Genomic DNA, 22,815 nt, shown 5'->3' on the forward strand with positions numbered 1-22,815 from the left:
GATCTTTTAGTAATCAACTATTCATTGAAAAAAATGTATTTTTAAATGAAAAAAGGTTATTAGACGCTGGAAAGATTGGAGTTAAAAAGAATGATGGGTTGGGTAATTTCTAGAATGACTATTACTTCCAGACCTATCCCCTGACTTATTCCCTGGTAACTCCAATTAGTACAGATAGGGCAAAGAATTCTATTGTGTTTAAAAAGAATATGGGACTGCCCATTCCAGGACCTTTAAAACCTTCGTGAAGTAATAAAAAACCTGTGAATAGTGCATTTTGCAGGAGGAGTAACATTGCAAATGCAACTAGTCCAAAGGTGAATTGAGATTTGAATTTTCGGTAACTGCCTATGTACATGTACAGTAGAATCAATAAAAGGCAGATGTTGGCAATTCCCAGTACAACATCAATGGTAATTAATTGGGAGTTGTCGACGTTGATCGGCCCTACTCCAGTTCCATTTCCCCCACCCATTCCGGTTCCATTTCCTCCATGATACCCAGACCCTCCAGGCTCTCCAAGTCCTCCTGCTTGCATTACATCACCTCTATACTGATTTAAAGTATAATATTAAATATTTTATTGAATATTTTATTTTTCCAATAATGATTTTATTTATTTACCCACTGTGATTCATTTTACTTAGAATATCCAGGAAGATGGGGTAATTTTCTTCCATACGATTTGATAAAAAATACATTGCCCCATATTTCTTCTCCCCAGTGGAGTTAAAAATGATATCATGATCTTCTAAGACTTTTATATGATGTTTAATGGTTTTATAATCAAGATCAAGTTCTTTAGAAAGTTGATTGACATTGTATGGCCTATCATGAAGGGTTTTGATTATTCTGGCCCTGTTAACTCCCCCCTTACTACCAGCAATCAAATACCATAAAATTCTTTTCATGACAATCACAAATCTTAAAGATAACCTTGGATGAATCAAATATGATCTTAGTTCTTAAAATAGTTTAGTTCCTTAATTAATCCATGTTTAATTGTCAAAATAGAATCTTAACAAAATTTTAAGGCTGTATGCGGTTCTAGTTTATAAAAATAAAAATAGGGATAGGAATCTTGAAACTCCTAATATTTGAATTATGTATCTTGAGTTAGGAACTACTATTAGTTCCAATAAATATTGGTTCAGTAATCATCCCCTAACCCTAAATAAATCAAGATTTTTAACCTATGTATTTAAAATCATTTAGTTGTCGATAACTACATTTCATATCCTGTTCTATTTTTTCTGTAATTTTCTCCTCTGTCCCAGTATGCAGGGTCCTCCCTGCCTACCGCCCAGTGGTATGTGTGGTGTTCCCATGGAATTCATACATCTGGCCATCACTGCTGATCCCAATGCAAGGGCATCTGAGACAAATATAACATTTTCGAAATAGTCCTTTGCAAATTCTAAGATCAATTCTGGTTTGCGGCCAGTGATACCGGCCCTACCAGTGACTCCCAGGAGTGATCCTTCCATGATAACTCCTTCATCAGCTGCCTCCACTATCAGTCTTTTAACCACGTTGGCACTGACATGATCTAGTGTGGCAAAGAGGGTGTGAATGTCAGTTGATTCTATTATTTCATGGCCCAGTTTGGTGAGTTCTGGGATTGCATCACCATCTTTACCCACATCACAGCCAATAAGGGTGGTTCCAGCATCATATGCCGCTTGAGGATCCACCGGGACAGTTCCAAATCTTTCCCTTCCTTCTGGAACTTTCCGTATGTCCACATGTTCGTGGGCACGCATAGCAAACTCTTCAGCTGCTTTCCAATCTGCTTTTTTCAGTATGTCCTTCTTGTAAAGGTCTAAAGCTGCACCACCCCGCCTATCCACTTTTTCGGTTCCCCTAATGATGGCATCGGATATGGCCCCAGCCAGCCCACAGAAGTTTCCCACAGTCCTAGCGTAGGGTTCATCATTGTTAACTATCCTACCAGCCAGTGTGGTTCCAAAATCCATGGAAATACAGGGATTACGATAATCTAGATCAGTCCATTTGGCACCTGCTTTTATACCTGCAGTTACCAGTTCTCCTTCCATTTCATTTGCTACCACTGCTCTACCTGTTGGTGGAACTACACTTACCACCGCACCGTCGAACATGACTTTATCTAGGAGGGTGAAATCCTGTAAATTTTTTGGCAAACTGTCCTTGGAAATTGACGGAGACATCTTCCTGGGTGGTATCCCTGCCTCCAGGCAACCATTGGCCAGGGCAATGATGAGTTCTCCCACTTCTTTGGGCGAGGCAAAACCAGCAGTGACCCCAGTTGAACGGACCACGAAATCCAAATCATCTTCTATGTTTATCTGGGAACGCTCCACAGATTCGAGAATAGTATCTTTGACCAGATCAGAGACTGATTCATTGGTAAGCTCCACATGCCATACTGTCTCTCCAAAAACTTTTTCACCCTTTTTAGGTGGTCTGATGTCCCGGGTCATTTTCACTGTCTTATCCAGTAAATATGTTCGGCTGGTATTGAGGTTAGTTGCAGTAAGGATGCACTTGGTGGTGGTATTTCCCAACTCCACTGATCCCACAATGTAATATTCATCAGGACGCATAATAGCACCATAACCTCGGCCAACAGATTTCTTGGTAAAAGGCGCCATTTTAGCTTCTTCAATGGTAATGTATCTGCTTTTTGCAATAACGGGTTTTGGGCCTAATCCTAATAGTTTTTTGATAAATGACAACTTGATCCCCCAATTCATAATCTTAATACAAAATAAGTTTATCGAAAATGAATATAAACATTGTGAATTGATTATGAAAATAAACTTTATATGTAACTAGATTATTCACTCCTGAAGGTGAAGTTTAATGATTTCATAAAAAAAGGATGATTTAATGAAAAAAAACTGTAAATTTGGAAGAAAAAAGTTCAGGAAAAATAACCTGATAATTATACTTTACTTCCTTTTTAACTGGTTCGAACCAGGAGAATGGTACATGGAGCTGAATGTACTACTTTTTCGGAAACACTTCCCAGTAAACGTTTATCCACGATGTTTTTACCGGTTCCCAGTACTATCAAGTCAACATTTTCCTCTTCAGCCACCTTTACAATCTCATCTGCAGGATTACCCTCACACATTACTCCTTTAAAGTTTACCATGTAATGCTGGGGTGACTGGAACTCTTGTCTCAAACTATCCAGGATTTCCGTGCCTCTGCTTCTAAGTTCAGTAGCCATCATCTGTTTAACTTTTTTAGGTGTTAAAAAAGGTACTGATGTCTCCACTACATAAATACCTATGACCTCTGTCTCTCTTTCCTGAATAATATCCAAGGTATGTTCTATGATTTCGTCCATGTATTCGCCCATGGTGGCAACCATTATTTTTTCGTACATTTTTAATCCCTCATATCAACTTTATCTAGTACAAATGGGCATTCACATAATAAAGAACAGTCGGGTGAACATATATATTACATACGCCAGAACCAGAATTACTCCTTCAACCCGACTAAGCTTCATTCCCCGTTTTATTAGAAGTAAGAGGAGTAGTGTTATTAGAACCATCACCGGAGCATCAAAATAGGTAGTAATTGGTTCAACTGGAATGTTAACAAATAATGCAGGTATTCCCAGTCCTATAAGGATGTTGAAAATGTTACTTCCAAACACCGTTCCTATGGCCAGACTGTTCAAGCCCTTCTTGGCCGAGGACAAAACTGTGAAAAATTCAGGGGTTGTGGTTCCAAATGCTAGTAATATCCCGGCTAATCCTTCAGAAATGTTGGCCATTGTTGAAAGTTCAACTGTACAGTAAACTATTGCTCGGCAACCGATGGCTAAACCTACCAATCCAAGAACAGCAAATATAATAGTTTTAGTATTTAGAGATTTTTTACTGTCTTGAGATTTGCCTTCTTGAGACGTTTCTTCGCTTATGTCACAACATTCAATTTCTTTATTTTTATTGTTTTTCTGGGCTCTGATTAAAATCCATAAATACACTACATACATGAAAATTAGGATAATCCCTAAAACAAAGGAAATATTTCCAATTAAGAATAAAGAAACAACTAATACAAGCGCGGTTAAAAAAGCCATCACTCCATCTCTGCGCAGCTCTTCACCTTGAGTGGTGATTAACCCTGCAAAAATTGCGGATATTCCCAATATTCCACCTATATTCCAGATATTAGCCCCAATAGCAACACCCACACCCATGTCCGGTGTTCCGGTGAGAATGGCAATCATAGCAGATCCGAATTCCGGCAGAGAAGTCCCTATTGCCGAAGCGGTGACCCCTAATATGATTTCTGATATACCCAATGCCAATCCTATTTCCACGATGTTATCAACGAAGACATCAGCTGATTTAATTACAATGATCAGGGATACAATTAATGCTACGATTAGTATGACTACTTCCAACACATTATCACCGGAATAGGGTTTCCGTTTTCCAACATATATAACTTTGTATTTCCATCACTTTCAATAATTATTCATCCAGATTACATCTAGTAATATTAATCAATGAAATACAATATAATTGATAGCCCATTGCATATAAACTTTTTATTTGTTGCTTTTTAATAATCTGATGATTGAAAATTTAGTTCCAGAGATAAAAAGGAAGAATATGCCCCAGTTTGGTTCTTAACAAAGATAAATAAATTTTTAGTAATTGATCAAAGATTGATAAATCATACAAATAATAAAAAAAAATATTTGATATAGGCGTATTACGCCTATAACAGTTTGAAGAATGGGTGTTCTTCCACAGGTTCGGTTCCGATATCTTTAGCTGCTTCAGCCATGAAGATATCAGCCATACCACAAGCTGGGAATGCCATTGTAGCGTTTTCGATAGGACCGAATAGTACGAAGTCCCCTCCAACAGCTTGCTGGATGAGGTTGGATCCTACGTCACAAACAGGCCAAGCTTCAGCATGCCCTTGTCCACCTTTTTCCACTGGTTTTTTGTATCCTCGTAGCCAGTCCCATGCAGATGGCACGTTGTGGATACCACTTCCCACAGGTAATCCCCATTTACTTTTGACAGCATATGAAGTTCTGAGGGCAGGTCCTGCACCTTGTCCTAATGGAGTTATAGCAACGTCCATGAATGGTTTGGTGATTCCACATCCTTCAGCCATTTCCATAAGTCCGGTATCTAGAACACTTCCACCGTTTTCCCAGATGTTGATTTTACCTTCTACACCTGGTTCCATGGGGTTAAATCCTAGAACGATAGATGAAGAGATGTCAGTGTCTGCAACAGCTTGCAGTTCATCAGCTTCGGAAGCCATGTTGATGGAGTTGTATATAGCTCTTTCAGCTAGTCCTGCTTCATCAGCGTATTTTGCACCGGCAACTTTAGCTTCTGCGGAAGTTGAATCAATCATGAATGGCGCTTCACATACTTCACCCACGAATTCCAGATATTTAACTATTGCTTCGGGTGTTTGACCGAAGGTCTGGACGATACATGGATTTCCAGTCACGTCTTGCATTTCTACCATGGTGTTTATCAGGGCTTCTGCTTTGTCTTTGTCAAAAACTCCTGCTTTATCATCTTCTATTATATTATGTCCACCATAAAATATGGTTCCAGCTAAAACGGTGGGGTATTCGCCTGGCTGTCCACCTACTTTGACACCAGCTACATCTATAACCACTTGTTCTTTGTCAAACCTTATCATAAGTAAACCTCCTTGAATTAGACTCCTCCAAAGGTGGATAGGATTGCTCCTACTTTCACTACTTTGAATGCCACGAACAGGATTATTAGTCCTATTATTATTCCGTATAAAATACCAATATCCCTGCCAACTTGTTGACCGATTCTCTGGTTCATTTCACCCCAGGTGAATTCAACCTTTTCATCCATCTCGTCTAATCTTTCATTAGCATTGTTGTATTCTTCTGCAGGGACGATAACGCGAGGTATAACGGTTTTTTCTTCGTCAGCCATTTTATTAGGCCCCCTGACTGGTCATTAATACCCATACAACTGGAAGACCTACCAGAAGAGCTGCCAGGATGAATCCCAGTGCCATACCATAAATCCTGGTGGCCATGATTCCTGAAAACAGTCTCTGATCCCTTCCAATAAGTTGGGTTCGGTATTTTACATCTGCTGCTACTTTTCTTATGCCTCGAATATTAGGTTTGTTTGATATTAACATCTAAAACCCCCATTATTTCAAGAGCAGTATGGTTCCAATGGTCAGGATGAAGACTAGGCCTATCATTATTCCCTGAACTTTTCCGGAGTACATACCTGCGTTCATCCTCTGCAGACCACCTATGGATTTAACCTGGGTCTGGATGTTACGCATTCGTGCTTCGATTAAAGCGGTTTCAGGAGCAACTGGTGGTATTTCTTCACCTTCTTCTTCTTCTCCATCTTCTTCCACTTCAATAACCATTGCTTCTTCTTCGAAAGCTCCTGGATCTTTGTCAATGCACTCTTTGACTTTGGACTGTATGGTAGCAGCGTCCTCTACGTCAATTATGCTTACAATTTCCATTTGCTGTTGGAATCGTTCGATTCCTTCATCGGGTATATTTTCTATAAAGGGAATGGCCCCGGTTGCACCGACTATCTTCCTCTTTTCAGGGTCAACACCATTTTCGTGGAGAGCTTCAATACTCTGACCAGTGATGTGTCCCTGCACTTCTGATCCAGTTAGGATCAAAAAGCGTATATTAGGGTTTGAGATGAGGTTTGCAAGCATCTTCTCGATCCCTAAGTTTTCAGTTTTGCAGGGTCCGGATATTGCTGCTCCGGCATCTACTGCAATCTGTTCAATATGGGAAGCTAGTGTTGTGGCTGCAACAGGACTTTCTGGGTCGCCTACTACGTAGTCCCCGTTTATTACAGGCCATCCTTCTGCTGGTGATTTCTTTTCAGCCAACTTTAACACCTCCTATAACAATAGGGCCAGCAGTAGCACAAGTCCTAATATAAATCCATAAACCATGTTGGTTAATGTACCGGCCATCATGTATGTTCCTTCCCTTCCAGGATAGGAACCTTCAGACACGGTAGTTGGATCTAGGGCTGTGTATAAGTCTTCTACTGCAACCTCTAATTCATTTAATTGTTCGTTTACTCCATCCATGGATACGATGACGACATCTCTGCCTAAAGCCGCACCGATCATACCTGTGGTGGGGTCAAGGGTTAGGTTCATTTCAGGAACTACTTTGACTAATGGTAACATTTCCATTTTTATTCCTCCTAGTGTTCCTCCTCTTTAGGCCACATACCAGACCATGCCACAGATGCTGCATCATCTTTGGATGCTTGTAAGAACATCCTTAGGGATATGAACCAGGCTAAAGCACCTATGATGGCAATAACCCACCATGCTTTGGAAGATCCCATTCCCAATAGACCTACTATGGCCATGGATATGAAACCTGTGGATGCTGCCAGTTTAAGGGTTCGTGTTCTGTCTTCTTGAGGTCCTAAACAGGCGTTGAATGGGTGTTGAATAGCCATGGTGTTCATGATGAAGAGCAATCCAATGAAACCGGTGGCAACCACTGATTTTAATATTGGTGCCATTGCGTAACTTCCGGCAATTGCTGCTGAGAATCCAAGAATGGATAGTGCAGCTGCTGCAGTTAGTTCCATGGTACCGGTTACCAGTACTGGTATTTTCATTCCTATTATCTTCTTAGCTATTAAGGCTATTACTCCACCGAGAATAACTGATAGAACTACTCCCAGTAATGGAGCTATCATGGTGTAGGCTGAGCCCATCATGATACCGCCGGCAAGACCGGCAAGGGTACCAATAACACCTACTGCCAGTGACATGTATCCAATGGAAGGTACACCAGTACCTAATCCGTAGCTGGCTACTCTGGCTATGGCGTCAGCACCCCAAACTATGGCACACACAGCACCTAATGCTGCTAGAAGTGGGCCAAGTACAGGGTTAATTGGAGTAGCATATATACCTATAAGTCCGCCTATAATTCCAATACCAGCGGTCATTTTGGGGTCGATTGCGGATTCACCGCCTCCTCCTCCTGCTACTGACATTAGAAGACACCTCCTTTAAGTAGTAATACTCCTATTAGTCCAGTGACTATGGATGCGATTAGACAAGCCACAACTCCCTTGGGAAGTCTTTTGAACTTAGGGTCGTGGAATCCTTCTATGGTTCCTCCGATGTTGTAAGAAGCAATAACTGAGTTGACAAAGAACAATCCTAAAGCAAATACTCCAGCAACCATTGCTGCGGCTATGGATGTTTGTCCAGAGACCAATGGAGCGTAAGCTGGTAAAGTCACCAGGGATTCGTAAACTGCCCAGTAAGCTAGTCCACCACCAATTCCTCCTAAAAGTCCTCCGATTATTCCACTTACAAAACATACGGTTGGTATACCGTGTCCTTCTGTACCTGGAGTTACATATTTTTCTTGATTAAATTTAGTTATGGGATCTGTTGTCACTTTTGCTGATGCGGGTACGGTTCCTACACCCCATACGTATACCCAGTTACCCACCATCATGGTGACACCGATCATCAGCATGGAACCAACGGCTCCTCCTGCCAGGATCAGCCATAATGGAGATCCGGTCATGGCGGCTGCGGTAATAAGTCCAGTCATAGCTGATCCAGCTGCTAACATGGCTGTACCTGTTCCCACACCTGTAGCTGTTGCTATAGCTGCTGGAGCACCACCTACTGGTAAGAAGTGTACACCTCCACCAATAAGAGCTCCGGCAACGGTTACAGCCCCTATCATTATTAATGGGTCCATCATTAAACCTCCTTATTCCCTATATGGTCCGTATTTGTTTCTGGCAAATACTTCGATTCGGTTGTTGATGTATATTAAGAGTAAGACTATCACTAAACCTGCAACTACTCCTCCAGCAGCTCCAAAGACTATTGTGGTCCAGAAGCTTAGGAATACTATGAGTCCAAAGGCAAATCCTGTTACAGGTCCACCAAACTTGGCACAGAAGTAAACTACATCTATAGAGTTTCGAGCACCTAGTTCTGCATTTCTGGTTATGTCACCGTGAATTGCTACTGGGATACCTCCACCGAATGGGTACTGTTGGTATTCTCTTTCAGCACCATAGTGAACGTCTCCTGTTGATGAACCAATGGCACCGATGGTTATTCCCCACAGTACTGCCAGGAAGGGCAGTGCAAAGGGGTGGGCAAAGCCTGGTAAGCTTAAAGTCATCAGGTATGATAATCCTACTATACAGAAAGATACGATAAATCCATGACCAGCTATTGGTCCCAGGTGACTGGTTACAACATCCAGGAATAATGGTTGATTAAATTGTGATTGACTTACTATCCTTCCTAAATGAGATGTTGTGGCATAAACGGTGTGAACCAAAGCTGCTATAGCTGCTCCTCCAGCTATTGACATTATAACTGGTAGTTGTAGTGATCCCATAAGAACAAAGGCTACAGAACCGGCAATACCTGCCCATGTACCAAAGGCTACAGGTTCACCTGAAACAGCCTTGTTTATCATTCTGTGAAGGTTGCCCATCTGGGGTGCCAGTTGTACCTGAGAGTTGGGGTTACTCTGTGAACCTACATCGGACTCTAAGTCCTCTGCGGCACCAGCTATGGTTGCGGCAGCACCCATTAGAGCAACAACACCTAATCCTGCGATCATACTCGTAGGGTCCATATTTTATCCTCCTTTTTTTTAAATAAATAAAAAATAGGTGTTTAAACACCTATTTATTTGGCTGGGGAAATTAGAGCTCTTTCTCCGGCTGGTTCGAATTCTCTTAGTGCACCTTTAGCAAATTCAGCCCTTACTTCACTAAAGTCGAAGGTCAGGTTGGGGTCTGCAAAGGCAATCTTGACCAGTGGGTTAAGCACAAAGGCATCTCCACGGGCAGCGTGAGCTGACTGGGAAATACCTGCGTATTCACCCTGGTGACCCACGTTCATAGCGTAGTTAGGGTAGTTAGCTCCACGTAGTTCCAGTGGTAATCCTTCGTCTCCACGGATGGAGAATACGTTGGATGCACCACACTGGTCCTGCAGGTCGTAACCATAGAAACCAAGTCGACTGTGCTGTTCTTTGTGCAAGTACATAGATAAGTACCATGCGCTTAAACCAGTTTGACCGTTTCCAGTTGCGAATCCTGTGGAACAACCAGATGCTGCAGCAACTACAGCAGCTCGCTGTGAACCACCGAACTGATCTTCTAAGAGTGCTGGGAATTCTTCGTACTGTTCAAGACCGTAGAAGGTAACTTCTGATGCTACGTCCAGCACTGTTTCCATAGTGTTTGGTGCTTCGCATACTCCACCGTATTTGTCCTCAACGTATTCTTTACCATAGTAGGTGAAGTCGTCAAGGATGTTGTCAGTGTATGCTGCGGTTGCGTATTGGGTGAATCCAACACCACCAGACATGTATGAACCTAGCCAGATCTGGTCGTATAACATGGCCCCTGAAGCCACAACGTCCAGAGTTACCCGGACAGGGTCTTCCCAGTACTTTCGAGAGGACTGACAGATATCAGCCAGGAAACCGAAGGCTATTCCTCCAGGTTCGTTTTCCCCTCTAGCTCTTCTTACAGGTAAGTAAGTACCCATGTGGATAACTTCTGCGTGTTTAGCTGCGTATGCGAAGTCACCGGTAGCGGCTTCACCAGCAGCCTGTTTGTAGGCAGAAATCATTGACATACCCACTTGCATTGCAGACCATCGTGAGGTGGTACCACCGTCACAGGTTCGGGATACAATGGTTGGTATGCGTACCACAGTCCACATTCCATCCCCTACTTCTGCTTTCAAGACGTTAGCTTGTTCTTCTGGGAACTCTTCGTTGATGTTAAGGACGTATCTCTGGTCAATTTCATCAGCGATTTCATCATTTCCAGTGAACACTTTTACGTAACTGTCGGCAGTTAGTAGAGGGTGGGTTTCCACCATGTGCTCCTGAACAACTGCAGCACCAGGCATAGCGTGGTTTACAGTTTCCAGGTAGTGGGTAATGGTTTCTGGGGTAACTTCTTTACCTAATCTTTTTTCTATAACATTGTGTGCTGTGTTTAAGCCCACAATAACAGTTCTTCGGATATCATCCCAGAACTGTTGCATGGCAGCGTTGTTGACGAAGTGAAGGTCGTCACCTTCTACAAAGGTGTCGGTTGTGGAAATCTGGTAGGGCATTAAAACCCTCTGTCCTAAAGGAGTACCCACATCGGGGTCGTATTGAGGAATTCCACGTTTAGCTGCTACTTCTTTACCAGCTTCCACGAATTCTCTCTTCCTTTCAGATTGTTTCCATCCTCCATACTTGTAAAAGGTGGTTGTTTTTTCGTCAGGGGCTTCTTCGAACTTTTCTTTTAATGCTCTTATAAACATTTTGTCAGCCATTTTTCCACCTCCTTATTCAGGACAGAACCCACCTTGGGATCTTAGTACGTGTATCCTGTGCAGTACTTCTACTGCGTCAGCGTCGTCTCGGTAAGCTTCACCATCTTTACGGTAGATGGTGGTTTTTGCTTTGAGAGTTGCTTCGTCTAGTGGTTCTCCTAATATCACTGGTTCGTCCAGTTCATCACCAATCTGGTTCTTAACTGATTCAACTTTTCCAGTGGATTTATTGAAGACTTGTCTTCGCAGCATATCAAACATCATACCGTCTTCGTCAAGTCTCAGAGAGTGTCCGTGCACAGTTTTTCCTCTGATACCTGTACGGGCGGGGTCGAAGAAATCCGTTTCGAGTAATTCTTTGGAGTATTTTTCCAAATCTCTTTCACGGGTTTCGATAATTTGTCGTCCGGACAGGGTACCTGCATCGGCTCCTCTAAATCTACATAGGTAAGCCCTAGACCTTAAGAAGGGGTGGGCTGGAGCAAAGTACATGGAGTCTGCGAACTGTATGTATCTTACTCGGTCACCGGCTTTGGCACCATCCAATGGTTCAACCATTTCACGGATGGCATCATCTGGTTCATCCATCTCTTCTAGAGGTGGGTGTACGCTGGGGTACTCTTCACCAGGGGCTCTGTGACCTAAAATCTTTACTACATCTTCGTCGGAGATCTCCCTTAATTTTTCTAATTCTACATTTGGGTCGCAGAATCTTCTTCGGTTTTCTGCTACCTTACTGGTTCCTGGGTAGTATTGTGCCATATTCATGCACCTCCTAATGCTAATCTCACCTTTCTAATAATCTCATCCAATTTCTCTTGGGGACAGGTTTCTCCTCTTATAACTCCGCTGATTATGTCCACAATTTCACCTTTGGTTTTAGGTTCTTCGGGCATAACTGCTTTGGTTTTAACACCGATTTTTGCAAAATCCTCAAAGTCCACGGGGTATTCGCATATAATAATACAGGGCCGATTTACATGTCGTAAAATAAGGCGAGCCTTGTATACAATGTGATGTCGAACCCCTCCCAGATGCACTACCACAAGTTTAAACCTTCCTATTTGTTCTTTCTCCTTAGGAGTCAGTCCAAACAGGCTGCCTGAACCGGCAGTGGGTGCGTCCTGAGGTACTCCTGCACCTGCGTTTAAGACCAGTGTACTGGTCAAAATGTTTGCTTCCCGCAGTGCAAAGGTTATTTCGCATACTGGTTTTGTGATATGCCTCCTTCCCGGAGACATTGCAATGGCCAGTACTTCATTTCCACACTCTGCAAATGTCCCTCGCTGAGCGATTCCGCCTCCTTCGCCCATTCCCATTGTTTCTCTACAATCGACTACGTGGGTACATTTGCCTATCATTTTTAATCCTTCTTTTTAATGATGGTAGCTCTTTCACTGAGTTGCGCATTTTGATCGGTCAACCCCACCATTTCATCCGGTAGGTCTTTAACGTATTCTCCATACTTTATGTCGTCTGTGACGGTCTTCTGCTTTCTTATGAAGGTTCCAACATGTATATTGTAACCAAAGGGCAAAATATCTTCACATATGTCTTTCACGTCATCAATGGTTTCTTCTCCCTCAATTTCCATTAAAACACGGCCTGTTTTCACCTGCAAGTCAACTTTTTCACCCATAATGGTGATGATTCGCTGGTCAGGATTGTCTTCATCTTGAGGAAGTCTTTGTCCTTGAATTACCATTCTTTTTACGCCATCTAACTCTTCCAAGTCGTTTAACAACTTTTCAGTAGTATCAGCGCTTAACAATCGGTGCGGAAAAATTTCGATGTCCATTTAGTTATTTACCCCCAAATTTGGATTTGTTCTTAGACTTGGTTTTTAATCTCCGCTGCTGCTTCGTTCACGTATTTCAGTGGTTCTCGGAACTCGTCCACTTTACTGAACACTTCTTTGATTAGTCCGGAGGTAGATTCAGGTGAGAACATCTGTGTACCGGCGTCTAAAGCCATGGCTGCTGCCACACAAGGTATGGCGAAACCTTTACTGTGTCGAGTTACGATGTGGTTACCGTTAAAGATACCAGGACCTCCACCACCATATATAGAGTGGCTGAAGAACGAGAATCCAACGGCTACACCTTCAGCTCGACCGAAGTCCACGCTAGGTAGTCCAGTTTCGAATTCTAGAATGTCGTTGTAGTATAGAATGGTTGATGATACACCCTGAGCAGCACGTGCAGCACCTTGGTTTACCATGGTGGCTGCGATTAATCCTGCAGCGGCGTATGCGTTCCATTTTGCTAGGTCGTCAGTTCCGTAGACACTGAATCCATTCAGGTCTTTTTCAATACCGATGACTTTGTCGGCTTGGGCCCTTTCAACCGTAGATGAAATAACGGATCCAACAGTACCATCAGCACCGTTGTCTTTAACTAGGTCAAAGACCATGTTGTCAGCGTTCATTCCCTGATATGCTAACCCTAATAAGTGCATTCTTTCAAATGCCCCTACTGCGTCACCCATTTCAAACATAGCTGATTGTTCCAGAATAGCGGATAGAGCAGATGTTTGCATGGTGTTTTTCAGAGTTGCTGCTACCACGTGGTTAACCATGATGTTACGCAGGGCGTAACCTGGGCCTTCCAGTTTCTGTGGTATGTCTAACATGGTTGCTAAGTTTCCACCCATATACTCAACTGACTGTGGGTATCTTCCCAGTATGGCTGCTTTAACCATGTTGGCGTCATACATGTTGACGTCGCACACATCAATTATAGCCTGGATGAATGCATTGGCAGTTACCAGAGGTGTAGCTGAATATTCAGCTGCTGCTTCAAACCGAGCGGTTGGAAGTTGGACTAATGCCCTTTTCCCGCCACCTAATAATTCTACTTTGGTGTTGTCGCCTTCCTCAACCTGGATCATTTCTTTTGCTTTAGCTGCAATAGCTTCAGCGTTCCCCACTATGTCTAGATCCAGTTCTCGGCCCAGTATCTTACATGCTGGTCCACCGACTTTTGCGGTTTTCAAAGCATTTTCTGTACCTTCGAGGTTCACTGCTACAGTCCTTTTGATACCTTGTACAATCGCTTTGATTGCAGGGTTCCTCAATGGACTCAAGGCTTCTATAGGGACTTCTGCTTCGACAAGATTACCCCTGTCGTCGTATAAGTCGACCTTATCTTCAAACTTTGCCATTTTTTCCCTCCTACAGATTCTTGCATACCAATTATTTGCACCAATTCAAGTTTTAACAGAAAATAATTCTGTTCAGTTGGAGTTCAAAGTCTCCATGGTACAATTTGATATACGAGTCTCCGTTTACTGTTTGGTATGTATTAAACTTTCTTCTTGAATCAAATAGAAAGACTTATAAGTGACCATTTCGTAAATTTATCTCGGTGTATAATACTAGTTCTCTAACACAGAGAAAATTCAATAATATCTTATTTTATTACATAATGACGTATAAAGCGTTGATAACATGCAAATAATCGCAGATGTGGGTGGAATACCCGGTAAAGATTGTAGGGGATTCTGTAAATACTGTTATTTTAGAAAAGTCAAAGACGGAGATCCTTTAGGTTGTAAACATTGCCTTCCAGGACACATTGGTTGTGATCATTGCACTGACGGTGTTCGTGAGACTAAAAACGATTTTATTCAGCCATTTATAGTTATAAGTTCCGTTCAAACTTCTTTAATGATGGGAAATAATCGAGATCAGGACTTAAAAGTCAATATCAGCGGTGGGGGAGATGTAAGCTGTTATCCTCACCTTTTAGAAATAACATCCGCATTTTCACAGTGGGATATTCCCATTCATTTGGGTTATACCAGTGGAAAAGGTATTGATAACCCTAAAACTGCCAATGACCTCCTTTCCCATGGAGTAGACGAGGTAACTTACACAGTTTTCTCCACCGATTCACAGATGAGGGAAAAGTGGATGGGAGATCCCAGCCCTCAGGCATCCCTGGACGCCCTTAAAATATTCTGCGAAAGCTGTGATGTGCACGCAGCCTCAGTAATAGTTCCCGGTGTCAACGACGGGGATAAACTGTTTGAAACCTGTGCAAAACTGGAAGAATGGGGAGCCAAAGCCCTCATTCTCATGAGATTTGCAAACTTCCGCAATCAGGGCCTTATCCTTGGAAACGAACCTATAATTAAGGGTGTTGAACCCCATAGCCTTAAAGAATTTGAGGAAATGGTGCATAGCATTAACAAGGAATTCGGCCTCCGGATTACCGGCACTCCACTTTGTGACCCTGAAACTGATGCCCCCTTTGCTATCTCACTTGATAAAAATAGAGAGTACTTGGACATATTATCCAAGGTAACTTCAGAAGCAACCATAGTAAGCAGTAAAGTGGCGGCACCATTTATTGAAAGGATTTTTGACCATGTTGAAGCTTCTTCACTGGTGAATGTGGTGGCTGCAGATCAGGATATTGGATGTCTAATCACCCAACAGGACCTGGAAGAACTGGACCTTACCGACGTTAAAGAGACTGTAATCATTCCCGGTAGGGCTTTTGTTTATGATAAGAAAGCCGAAGAGATTTTCAGCAGAGATGGGGTGGAACGGTTAGTAGCCCGTGGCCCAGACAAACTTTCGGTGGATGGAGAAATGAGCGGCACCCTCAGCCGCGAAGATGTGCTTAAAACAGAGTTAATAGCCTTCCAAGACCTTATAGAAGCCATAAACTTCTTCGGTGTGCGGAAAAACTAAAAATTCCCTTAAGAACCAATGCATTTTTATTCCCCATAATTTTTTAGTCCCCATAATTTTAATAATTTTTATACCTAACCTTAGTAGGGTTTAGTTTATAATCAGTTGATATAATGTGATATAATGAGTAAAAATCTAAAAATAACTGTTTTAACTCCTGAATTCTACAGTTACGGTGCTCTGTTAATAGCAGGGATACTTCAAGAACAGGGTTACCCTGTAAAACTGCAAAAAGGATTTGGGGAGGTTATTGATGCAGATATTGTTTTTATCAGCCTACAATCCACCATCCATCTATTAAAATATCAAAAAGAAATATCATCAATGGATACCTTTAAAATAGTGGGAGGTCCAGTAACACTTTCCCCCCAATTGATTTTAGATTGTTTAGCTGTGGATCTGGTGGTGGTAGGGGAGGGTGAAAATACCCTATATGATATATTAAAAGTTTTTGAAAATAATCCAATACCCAATGTATCTGACTTTAAGGACGTATCTGGAGTGGCATTTAAAAAGGATGAGCAGACTATTATCACAGGTAAAGGCACTGCCCACTCCCTTGAAAGACCATTGCCACTAGTACCTTCCGATATCTCTTCTGAAAACATCAGAGGAGCTAATGTTTACTTGGAAACTCATCGTGGCTGTCCTGGTAACTGTGGTTTCTGTGGTGTTCCCTGCTTATTCGGCAGGGAAGTGAGAAGCCGCTCCCTGGAAGACATACTAAATGAGGTTAAATATCTTTTAAGTAAAGGAGTCCGTAAAATCGCCATAAGTGGTGGTACTGGTTCTCTTTATGGCAGTAATAAGTTCAAAAATGTTGATGAAGAAGCCTTCATTGAGCTTTTACGTGAAATATCAAACCTCACTGGGCCTAAAAATCTAACCATACCAGATATAAGGGTGGATTTAATTAGCGACCAGATCTTAGAAGCTATCCATCAATACAGTAATGGATGGGTTTTTTTTGGAATTGAATCCGGTAGTGACCGGGTTCTCCGTCATATGAAAAAGGGAGTCACTGTGGATCAGGTCCGTGAAGCAGTGGCTATGGCCCGTGAGCATGGAGTGAAAACTGCGGGTTCTTTTATAGTTGCCTACCCTGGAGAAGAAGAGGAAGAGTTCCAGGATACCATGGATCTTGCCGATGAACTGATGCTGGATGATTACTTCGTTAGTATTGCCGAACCAATCCCTGGAACCGATCTGGGAGATGAAGTGTCCCAATTATCCCTGGAAGATAACATTCTATTCCAGGATAGTTTAAAGTATAAAAGACATGGCCTTAGCATTGCTGAAGAACGTGCCCTGGACTTGATGGTTGAATCCTACATATTTAGAAGTTTTCCAGTTCCCATGTCCCAAAATCTCCTGAAAAACCTTTTGGATGAAGTGAAATCCCAGGGAGATCATATAAAAAGTGTTACCCATCTAATTAAAAAATATCCCACATCCTAAGAATGTCAAAATTAAGGTTAAATTAAAGGATTAATTTCAATTAAAGGATTAATTAAGGAATAGATTAATAAATAGAATTACAGCTAAAAATTACACCTCAATACTAAAAAAATTCTCAAAAATAATTTCAATTAATGCTAATTTTAAAAATACTAATTTTAAATATAAAGATTATTATTTCAAAAGTTCAATTCCAACCAGATGGAATAATCCCCGAAGCAGCATCTTAACTCAAATTTTTATCCTAAAACATTATAGAACCATATTTCGAGTATTTTCCATTATTTCTTTTACAGTGTCACCGTCTGGACTTGCAAAGTGGACAACATTTTCAGAAAGGACATATCTGGGACCTTCACCCAATTCATCCCCTAAAATCACATCTATCTTTTCATTTACCAGGAATTCAGCAGTTTTTATACCTCTCTTTTTTTCCAGGTCCTGGGCAGGGTTATCTTTGATCTGGTAATTTTCTATTTCTCCCTGGTGAACATCCCAGATGAGAAAATAGGGAACCTTACCAAAATGATTTGAGGGAATTGATTGCAAACCATCACTGGTTTCAACTGGTAGTGCAAACCGGATCACATCTTTTTTAACTGGTTCCACTTGAACCAAAAGTGTTTCAAGCTTTCCAACTTCCCCTCTGATTTGTTTTTCAACTTCATCAGATATTCCATGTGCTTTTTCTACCGATAAATTTTTTTTGGTTTCCAGATGAAGTTCAGCAAACATATAAGGTCCTGAACTTCTCACCCGAACTTCATGAATCCCTTCAACTCCATCCACACCCAAAGCTATATCTTTTATTCTTTGCACTGTTTCAGCATCAATGGATGCATCCAGGAGTACCAGCACTGCATTTTTACCAATCTTCAAACCCATCCATATTATCAGCAAAGCCACCAACAATCCCACTACACCTTGAAGGCTTAAATAACCCATATATGATGATATTATTCCGAAAAAAACCAGTACTGATGAAAAAACATCAATAAGACTATGTTTAGCATCACCAATGAGTGCAGGAGATTCTATTTCATTACCAACCCTTTGTTTGTAACGGGCCAGGAGGAGGGAAACAGCGACTGAAAGAACAGCGACTAAAATGGCAATGATGGGTAATTTCAATGGTTGGGGATTAATTATTCCCTGGACAGACTCTGATGCTATTTCCAAACCACTGAAAAGAATGATTACGGCTATTATGAGAGAAGACATTGTTTCTGCCTTATAATAACCATAGGGAAATTTTTCATCAGGTTTTCTCTGGGATAGTTTCAGCCCAATATAAACCGCTAAAGAAGCAAATATATCGGAAAAAGAATGGATTGAATCAGCTATGAGGGCTACACTCCCTGATAAAACTCCAAAAACTCCTTTAATGATACTGAGAGCCAGGTTAGTAAGGGTGGAGTATTTTGCTGCTCGTTCTCCCCTTTTCAATCTATCCTTTTTTAACCGGTTTGTGATCGTTTTATCCATTACACTACCTTTATACAAATTAAATACCTTAAATCCATTATAACTGGTTTATATTTATCTCTGAAAGGTAATTTTCCATTATTTGGCTGAAAATATCCCTGAAATTTGGTTCATAAACAGCCGCTGGTTTTAGATTAATCAAAGCCTTAACGAACCTGATATCATAGGGTATCATTCCCAATAGTGGTATCTGGTTTTTCTGGAAATAGTCCTGTAGATGGTAGGTGAAGTCTTTGTTAATTCCCCATTTATTGATGACTGCACCACAGGGAATATTGAAATGATCAACTAACTCAATAGCACGTTTAAGATCTGAAAATGCCACTGGAGTGGGTTCAGTAACCAGCACGACATAATCACTCCCCCTTACAGAGGCAATAACAGGACAGCCTATTCCTGCTGCTGCATCCAAAATCATGTGATCTGCATTGATTTTATCAGCGATTTCTGAGGCCCTGTTTCTTAAAGCATTGACCACCTTCCCAGAACCAGATTCACCTACTTTTAACTGTCCTGAAACTATAGGGAACCCATATTGAGTTTTTCCTACACCAATTCTTGCATTGTCAACCTTTTTTAGTTCAATTGCTTGGGTAGGGCAGGCTAACAGACAAGCACCACAACCAGTGCAAAGGAGCTCATTGATCTCGGGTAATCCTTCATCCTGATTCCAGGTAATTGCCGAGTAATTACAGCTATCCAGACAGTGCTTTGTGGCATGACATTTAGGGCAGAATTTGCGAGATTGACATTTTTCTGAGGATATATAAGCCTTTTCACCAGTTTTCAATGATTCCCAACTGTCAAATTCTTCCTCTTCCAGGCCTAGTACCAGAGCCAAATTCGGTGCATCAGCATCACAGTCCACAGCCACAATTTCATTTTTTTCGGCAAGCATTACTGCTAGTGAAGCTGTTAGGGTGCTTTTACCAGCACCACCCTTTCCAGACAATATAGTAACTGTTTTCATTGGCACATCCTCCCCTCTTCAATTATGGTTTTATGAAGGTCAGATATTGAATCTGCTAATTCTTTGAAACTTTCATGTGTTACCGGCTGACTTCTGGAGTGTTTTTTCATTATATCCTTTTCATAAGGGATCTCCTGGATTAGAGGAATATTGAAGTTCTCCGAAACATTACGGATAAGGTTCAGATCACCAATATCCGATTTATTAACAATGATCTGGGCGGGGGTTTCCATTATTTCCAGTAAACTGAGGATTAATTCCAGGTCATGTTTTCCTAGGGGTGTGGGTTCAGTCACGGCCAGAGCTAGATCCACATTGATCATGGCGTTGATAACATTACAATGAGTTCCAGCGGCAGTATCTATCAATACATAATCAAATTCTGAATCCATTGGTAAAGTATTTTCTGAAGATTTAATTGAATCATCCTTTGAATCTGAATCAGGGAGTGTTTTACTGGATAGATTCAGAGCATAATCTCGGGTGGCTTTGACCACTAGGGATGTGTTTTCACAGCCCACTTCGATTTTACCCCACACCAGAAGGAGGTTATCTGATGCATTAGCTCGTTGACATTTACCCTGATATATGGTTCCAACAACCTGTTTTCCCTCCTGGAGAGCTCCAGATGGACAGGCATATAAACAAGCCCCACAACCATTGCATTGTCCAGAGACTATGAAAGGGTATCTGTCTTTGACAAATACAACTGCATTCTCTTTGCACACTTCCGAGCAACTGCCGCACTGGGTACATTTTTCCTGATCAAAGGTTGGAAGTAATGCCTCTACATCTTCAACCTTTTCCTGGGTGGTTGATAGAATTATGTGATCATCCGGACATTCAACATCAGCATCCACCAGCATAACCCTATTAGAGTTAGAAAGTTCAAAGGCGAGGGAAGTGGATATGGTTGATTTCCCAGTTCCTCCTTTTCCACCAGTTATGGCTATTTTCATAGTTTTTCTATTTTCATTCATAATATCAAAGTTGAAAGGTTTTTTAGATCCGTTGGGCAGTATGCCCTTCATTAGTAACCTTAATTATCCCTTCAGAATAAAAAAGGGGTCAAAGGTAGTTATCTTCTACCCCTTTGACCTCCTCCTCTTCCCATCCCACGTCCTCTGGCAGCTAAAGTTAACCCTTCCAGTTTACCCTGGGTTAATAGGTTTAGGTTTTCTTCCACTGTTCCTGGGACCATCTTGTAGGCCTTTATTCCTAACTGATTTAGAACCTCAAAGGCGTTGGGACCTACTGATCCGGATATAACTGCTTCTGCCTTTTCATCCCCCACAATTCTTGCAGTTTGTATCCCTGCACCACCTGATGCATTTACGGAAGGGTTGGGTATGGCTTTAACGTTTTTGAAATCTCCGTCAACCACATCCACCACTACCAAATGGGAACATCTTCCAAAAACCGGGCTGGCCTGTGAATCCAATCCCTCTCCAGTTGATGCTATTGCTACTTTCATCTAATCACCTCTCCAATTATTTTTTTCCATTAAATACCTTATCTTCAATTTTTGAAACTATTTTCATGAATTTTTTGGATATTTCCGAATCAGGGTCCTCCCGAATGAATGGTTTTCCCTGGTCTGAGTTTTCCCCCACCCCAGTTTCCACGGGTAAGCTTCCCAGGTAGGGTACTTCCAGTTCTTCTGCCAGTTGTTTTCCTTCACCTTTACCAAAAATATTGATTTCCTCATGGCAATGGGGGCAGGTGAAACCAGACATGTTCTCTATGATACCTAGGATGGGGATGTTCAATCCTTTAACCATGTTAACACATTTACGTACATCTTCCCCTGCAACTGCCTGGGGAGTGGTGACCATGACCACCCCATCCAGGGGACTGATGGATTGCAGGATAGTTAAAGGTTCATCTCCAGTTCCTGGCGGGTTGTCAACTACCAGTACATCTAGATTTCCCCATGAAACATCGGATAGGAACTGTTTTATGGCTCCCGTCTTTTTGGGCCCTCTCCATATGATAGGGGCGCCCTTGGTGGGTAACATGAATTCAATGGATAATACTTCCAGGTTTTCTCTGGCTTTAACTGGTATGATACCATGCGGTGATGATTGTAGGATTGCATTTTCTATCCCCAACATGTGTGGAACATCAGGGCCGTGCAGATCCACATCCATTATTCCAGTCTGGTAATTTTTAAGGGCAAATGCTACCGCTAGGTTAACGGATATGGTTGATTTACCCACACCCCCTTTACCACTCATAACTGCTATTTTATGACCAATATCACTCATACGCTTTACTATGGTGATTTCTTGTTGCATTAAGAGTTTTTTCTGTTCTTCTTCTGAATTAATCTTCATTTCAGTATCTGTTTTCAAATAACCATCCCTCTCTAATTGATAATAAATGATTAATACCCCTATATGTGGAGTTTTATTTTTTGCGATTTCAAAGGCATGTTTAATGTCTAATCATGACCATCAGAACATGCATTATCCGCATTAGCCAGTTTTAATTTACCTTCTGCCCAGCTTTGCAGTGCTTCGATCACAGTTCCCGATGCACCAACGTAAACCTCAATTCCAGCCCTTTGAAGCATTTGAACCGCTTTGGGGCCGAGATTTCCACATAAAAGTGTGTTAGCTCCGGAACCAGCAATGAATTCACCAGGAGTCATGTTGCCCCCCACATGCTTTGCTTTGCTGTCCATAATCTCATAATTCTTGATTTGATCATCTTCCCACTTAATCAAAACAAAGTAGGGAGTTTTTCCAAAGTGTTGGGATATATCTCCCTTTAAACCACCCTGATCAAGACAGGGAACGCATACTACTACCATTTTCTTGTATCCTCC

General features: G+C 41.7%; 26 protein-coding genes. 2 read left to right on the forward strand and 24 right to left on the reverse strand.

Annotated elements, in window-relative coordinates:
• Window positions 1-145: 145 nt before the first annotated feature.
• The 18 genes from BK009_RS07390 to mcrB form a co-directional block, all read right to left on the reverse strand.
• Window positions 146-538, reverse strand: coding sequence for a hypothetical protein (locus BK009_RS07390; RefSeq protein WP_100905608.1), 393 nt, complete (start codon window positions 536-538; stop codon window positions 146-148).
• Window positions 539-620: 82 nt separating this feature from the next.
• Window positions 621-911 carry an ArsR/SmtB family transcription factor gene (locus BK009_RS07395; RefSeq protein WP_100905607.1) on the reverse strand — a complete coding sequence of 97 codons (291 nt, stop codon included), beginning with the start codon at window positions 909-911 and terminating at the stop codon, window positions 621-623.
• Window positions 912-1,244: 333 nt separating this feature from the next.
• Window positions 1,245-2,717, reverse strand: coding sequence for a methanogenesis marker 14 protein (locus BK009_RS07400; protein WP_100909330.1), 1,473 nt, complete (start codon window positions 2,715-2,717; stop codon window positions 1,245-1,247).
• 227 nt (window positions 2,718-2,944) lie between these two features.
• Window positions 2,945-3,376 carry a universal stress protein gene (locus BK009_RS07405; protein WP_100905605.1) on the reverse strand — a complete coding sequence of 144 codons (432 nt, stop codon included), beginning with the start codon at window positions 3,374-3,376 and terminating at the stop codon, window positions 2,945-2,947.
• A 42-nt stretch (window positions 3,377-3,418) separates the two neighbouring features.
• Window positions 3,419-4,411, reverse strand: coding sequence for a calcium/sodium antiporter (locus BK009_RS07410; protein ID WP_100905604.1), 993 nt, complete (start codon window positions 4,409-4,411; stop codon window positions 3,419-3,421).
• 317 nt (window positions 4,412-4,728) lie between these two features.
• A complete protein-coding gene (gene mtrH, locus BK009_RS07415) occupies window positions 4,729-5,682 on the reverse strand; it encodes a tetrahydromethanopterin S-methyltransferase subunit H (RefSeq protein WP_100905603.1) in 954 nt (317 codons plus the stop codon).
• 17 nt (window positions 5,683-5,699) lie between these two features.
• Complete coding sequence (mtrG, locus tag BK009_RS07420; protein WP_100905602.1) at window positions 5,700-5,954, reverse strand: tetrahydromethanopterin S-methyltransferase subunit MtrG; 255 nt, start codon at window positions 5,952-5,954, stop codon at window positions 5,700-5,702.
• Window positions 5,955-5,958: 4 nt separating this feature from the next.
• Entirely contained in the window at window positions 5,959-6,168 is a 210-nt protein-coding gene (mtrF, locus tag BK009_RS07425) for a tetrahydromethanopterin S-methyltransferase subunit F (RefSeq protein WP_100905601.1), read from the reverse strand.
• Between the two features lie 12 nt (window positions 6,169-6,180).
• Window positions 6,181-6,900 (reverse strand): tetrahydromethanopterin S-methyltransferase subunit A, encoded by a 720-nt coding sequence (gene mtrA, locus BK009_RS07430; protein ID WP_100905600.1) that lies wholly within the window; start codon window positions 6,898-6,900, stop codon window positions 6,181-6,183.
• A 12-nt stretch (window positions 6,901-6,912) separates the two neighbouring features.
• Window positions 6,913-7,215 carry a tetrahydromethanopterin S-methyltransferase subunit B gene (locus BK009_RS07435; protein WP_100905599.1) on the reverse strand — a complete coding sequence of 101 codons (303 nt, stop codon included), beginning with the start codon at window positions 7,213-7,215 and terminating at the stop codon, window positions 6,913-6,915.
• Window positions 7,216-7,226: 11 nt separating this feature from the next.
• Complete coding sequence (gene mtrC / locus BK009_RS07440) at window positions 7,227-8,039, reverse strand: tetrahydromethanopterin S-methyltransferase subunit MtrC (protein ID WP_100905598.1); 813 nt, start codon at window positions 8,037-8,039, stop codon at window positions 7,227-7,229.
• Window positions 8,039-8,764 carry a tetrahydromethanopterin S-methyltransferase subunit D gene (gene mtrD / locus BK009_RS07445; protein ID WP_100906718.1) on the reverse strand — a complete coding sequence of 242 codons (726 nt, stop codon included), beginning with the start codon at window positions 8,762-8,764 and terminating at the stop codon, window positions 8,039-8,041. Before mtrD ends, mtrC begins: the two co-directional genes overlap by 1 nt.
• Before the next feature lie 12 nt (window positions 8,765-8,776).
• On the reverse strand, window positions 8,777-9,664 hold the full coding sequence (mtrE, locus tag BK009_RS07450; RefSeq protein ID WP_100905597.1) for a tetrahydromethanopterin S-methyltransferase subunit E: 888 nt from the start codon (window positions 9,662-9,664) through the stop codon (window positions 8,777-8,779).
• Window positions 9,665-9,717: 53 nt separating this feature from the next.
• Window positions 9,718-11,373, reverse strand: coding sequence for a coenzyme-B sulfoethylthiotransferase subunit alpha (mcrA, locus tag BK009_RS07455; protein ID WP_100905596.1), 1,656 nt, complete (start codon window positions 11,371-11,373; stop codon window positions 9,718-9,720).
• A 12-nt stretch (window positions 11,374-11,385) separates the two neighbouring features.
• Window positions 11,386-12,135, reverse strand: a complete 750-nt coding sequence (gene mcrG / locus BK009_RS07460; protein ID WP_100906717.1) for a coenzyme-B sulfoethylthiotransferase subunit gamma — start codon at window positions 12,133-12,135, stop codon at window positions 11,386-11,388.
• A gap of 2 nt (window positions 12,136-12,137) precedes the next feature.
• Entirely contained in the window at window positions 12,138-12,734 is a 597-nt protein-coding gene (mcrC, locus tag BK009_RS07465) for a methyl-coenzyme M reductase I operon protein C (protein ID WP_100905595.1), read from the reverse strand.
• A gap of 2 nt (window positions 12,735-12,736) precedes the next feature.
• The gene (gene mcrD, locus BK009_RS07470) at window positions 12,737-13,171 is read right to left on the reverse strand and encodes a methyl-coenzyme M reductase operon protein D (protein ID WP_100905594.1); all 435 of its coding nucleotides are present in this window, start codon (window positions 13,169-13,171) and stop codon (window positions 12,737-12,739) included.
• Window positions 13,172-13,203: 32 nt separating this feature from the next.
• Complete coding sequence (gene mcrB, locus BK009_RS07475; protein WP_100905593.1) at window positions 13,204-14,535, reverse strand: coenzyme-B sulfoethylthiotransferase subunit beta; 1,332 nt, start codon at window positions 14,533-14,535, stop codon at window positions 13,204-13,206.
• 286 nt (window positions 14,536-14,821) lie between these two features.
• Here mcrB and mmp10 point away from each other — a divergent pair, with 286 nt between their 5' ends.
• Window positions 14,822-16,072 (forward strand): methyl coenzyme M reductase-arginine methyltransferase Mmp10, encoded by a 1,251-nt coding sequence (mmp10, locus tag BK009_RS07480; RefSeq protein ID WP_100905592.1) that lies wholly within the window; start codon window positions 14,822-14,824, stop codon window positions 16,070-16,072.
• 123 nt (window positions 16,073-16,195) lie between these two features.
• Entirely contained in the window at window positions 16,196-17,530 is a 1,335-nt protein-coding gene (locus BK009_RS07485; RefSeq protein WP_100905591.1) for a methyl-coenzyme M reductase glutamine C-methyltransferase, read from the forward strand.
• Window positions 17,531-17,782: 252 nt separating this feature from the next.
• Here BK009_RS07485 and BK009_RS07490 read toward each other — a convergent pair whose 3' ends face one another.
• From BK009_RS07490 to BK009_RS07515, 6 genes are all read right to left on the reverse strand, one after another.
• Complete coding sequence (locus tag BK009_RS07490) at window positions 17,783-19,015, reverse strand: cation diffusion facilitator family transporter (protein WP_100905590.1); 1,233 nt, start codon at window positions 19,013-19,015, stop codon at window positions 17,783-17,785.
• Between the two features lie 37 nt (window positions 19,016-19,052).
• Complete coding sequence (locus tag BK009_RS07495) at window positions 19,053-19,985, reverse strand: ATP-binding protein (protein ID WP_100905589.1); 933 nt, start codon at window positions 19,983-19,985, stop codon at window positions 19,053-19,055.
• Window positions 19,982-21,016, reverse strand: a complete 1,035-nt coding sequence (locus BK009_RS07500; protein WP_232728064.1) for a nucleotide-binding protein — start codon at window positions 21,014-21,016, stop codon at window positions 19,982-19,984. Before BK009_RS07500 ends, BK009_RS07495 begins: the two co-directional genes overlap by 4 nt.
• A 47-nt stretch (window positions 21,017-21,063) precedes the next feature.
• On the reverse strand, window positions 21,064-21,459 hold the full coding sequence (locus BK009_RS07505) for a NifB/NifX family molybdenum-iron cluster-binding protein (RefSeq protein ID WP_100905588.1): 396 nt from the start codon (window positions 21,457-21,459) through the stop codon (window positions 21,064-21,066).
• A 16-nt stretch (window positions 21,460-21,475) separates the two neighbouring features.
• Entirely contained in the window at window positions 21,476-22,321 is an 846-nt protein-coding gene (locus BK009_RS07510; protein WP_100906715.1) for an Mrp/NBP35 family ATP-binding protein, read from the reverse strand.
• A 107-nt stretch (window positions 22,322-22,428) separates the two neighbouring features.
• Entirely contained in the window at window positions 22,429-22,800 is a 372-nt protein-coding gene (locus tag BK009_RS07515) for a NifB/NifX family molybdenum-iron cluster-binding protein (protein WP_100905587.1), read from the reverse strand.
• Between the last annotated feature and the right edge of the window lie 15 nt (window positions 22,801-22,815).

Source organism: Methanobacterium subterraneum, assembly GCF_002813695.1.
GTDB classification, from domain to species: Archaea; Methanobacteriota; Methanobacteria; order Methanobacteriales; family Methanobacteriaceae; genus Methanobacterium; species Methanobacterium subterraneum.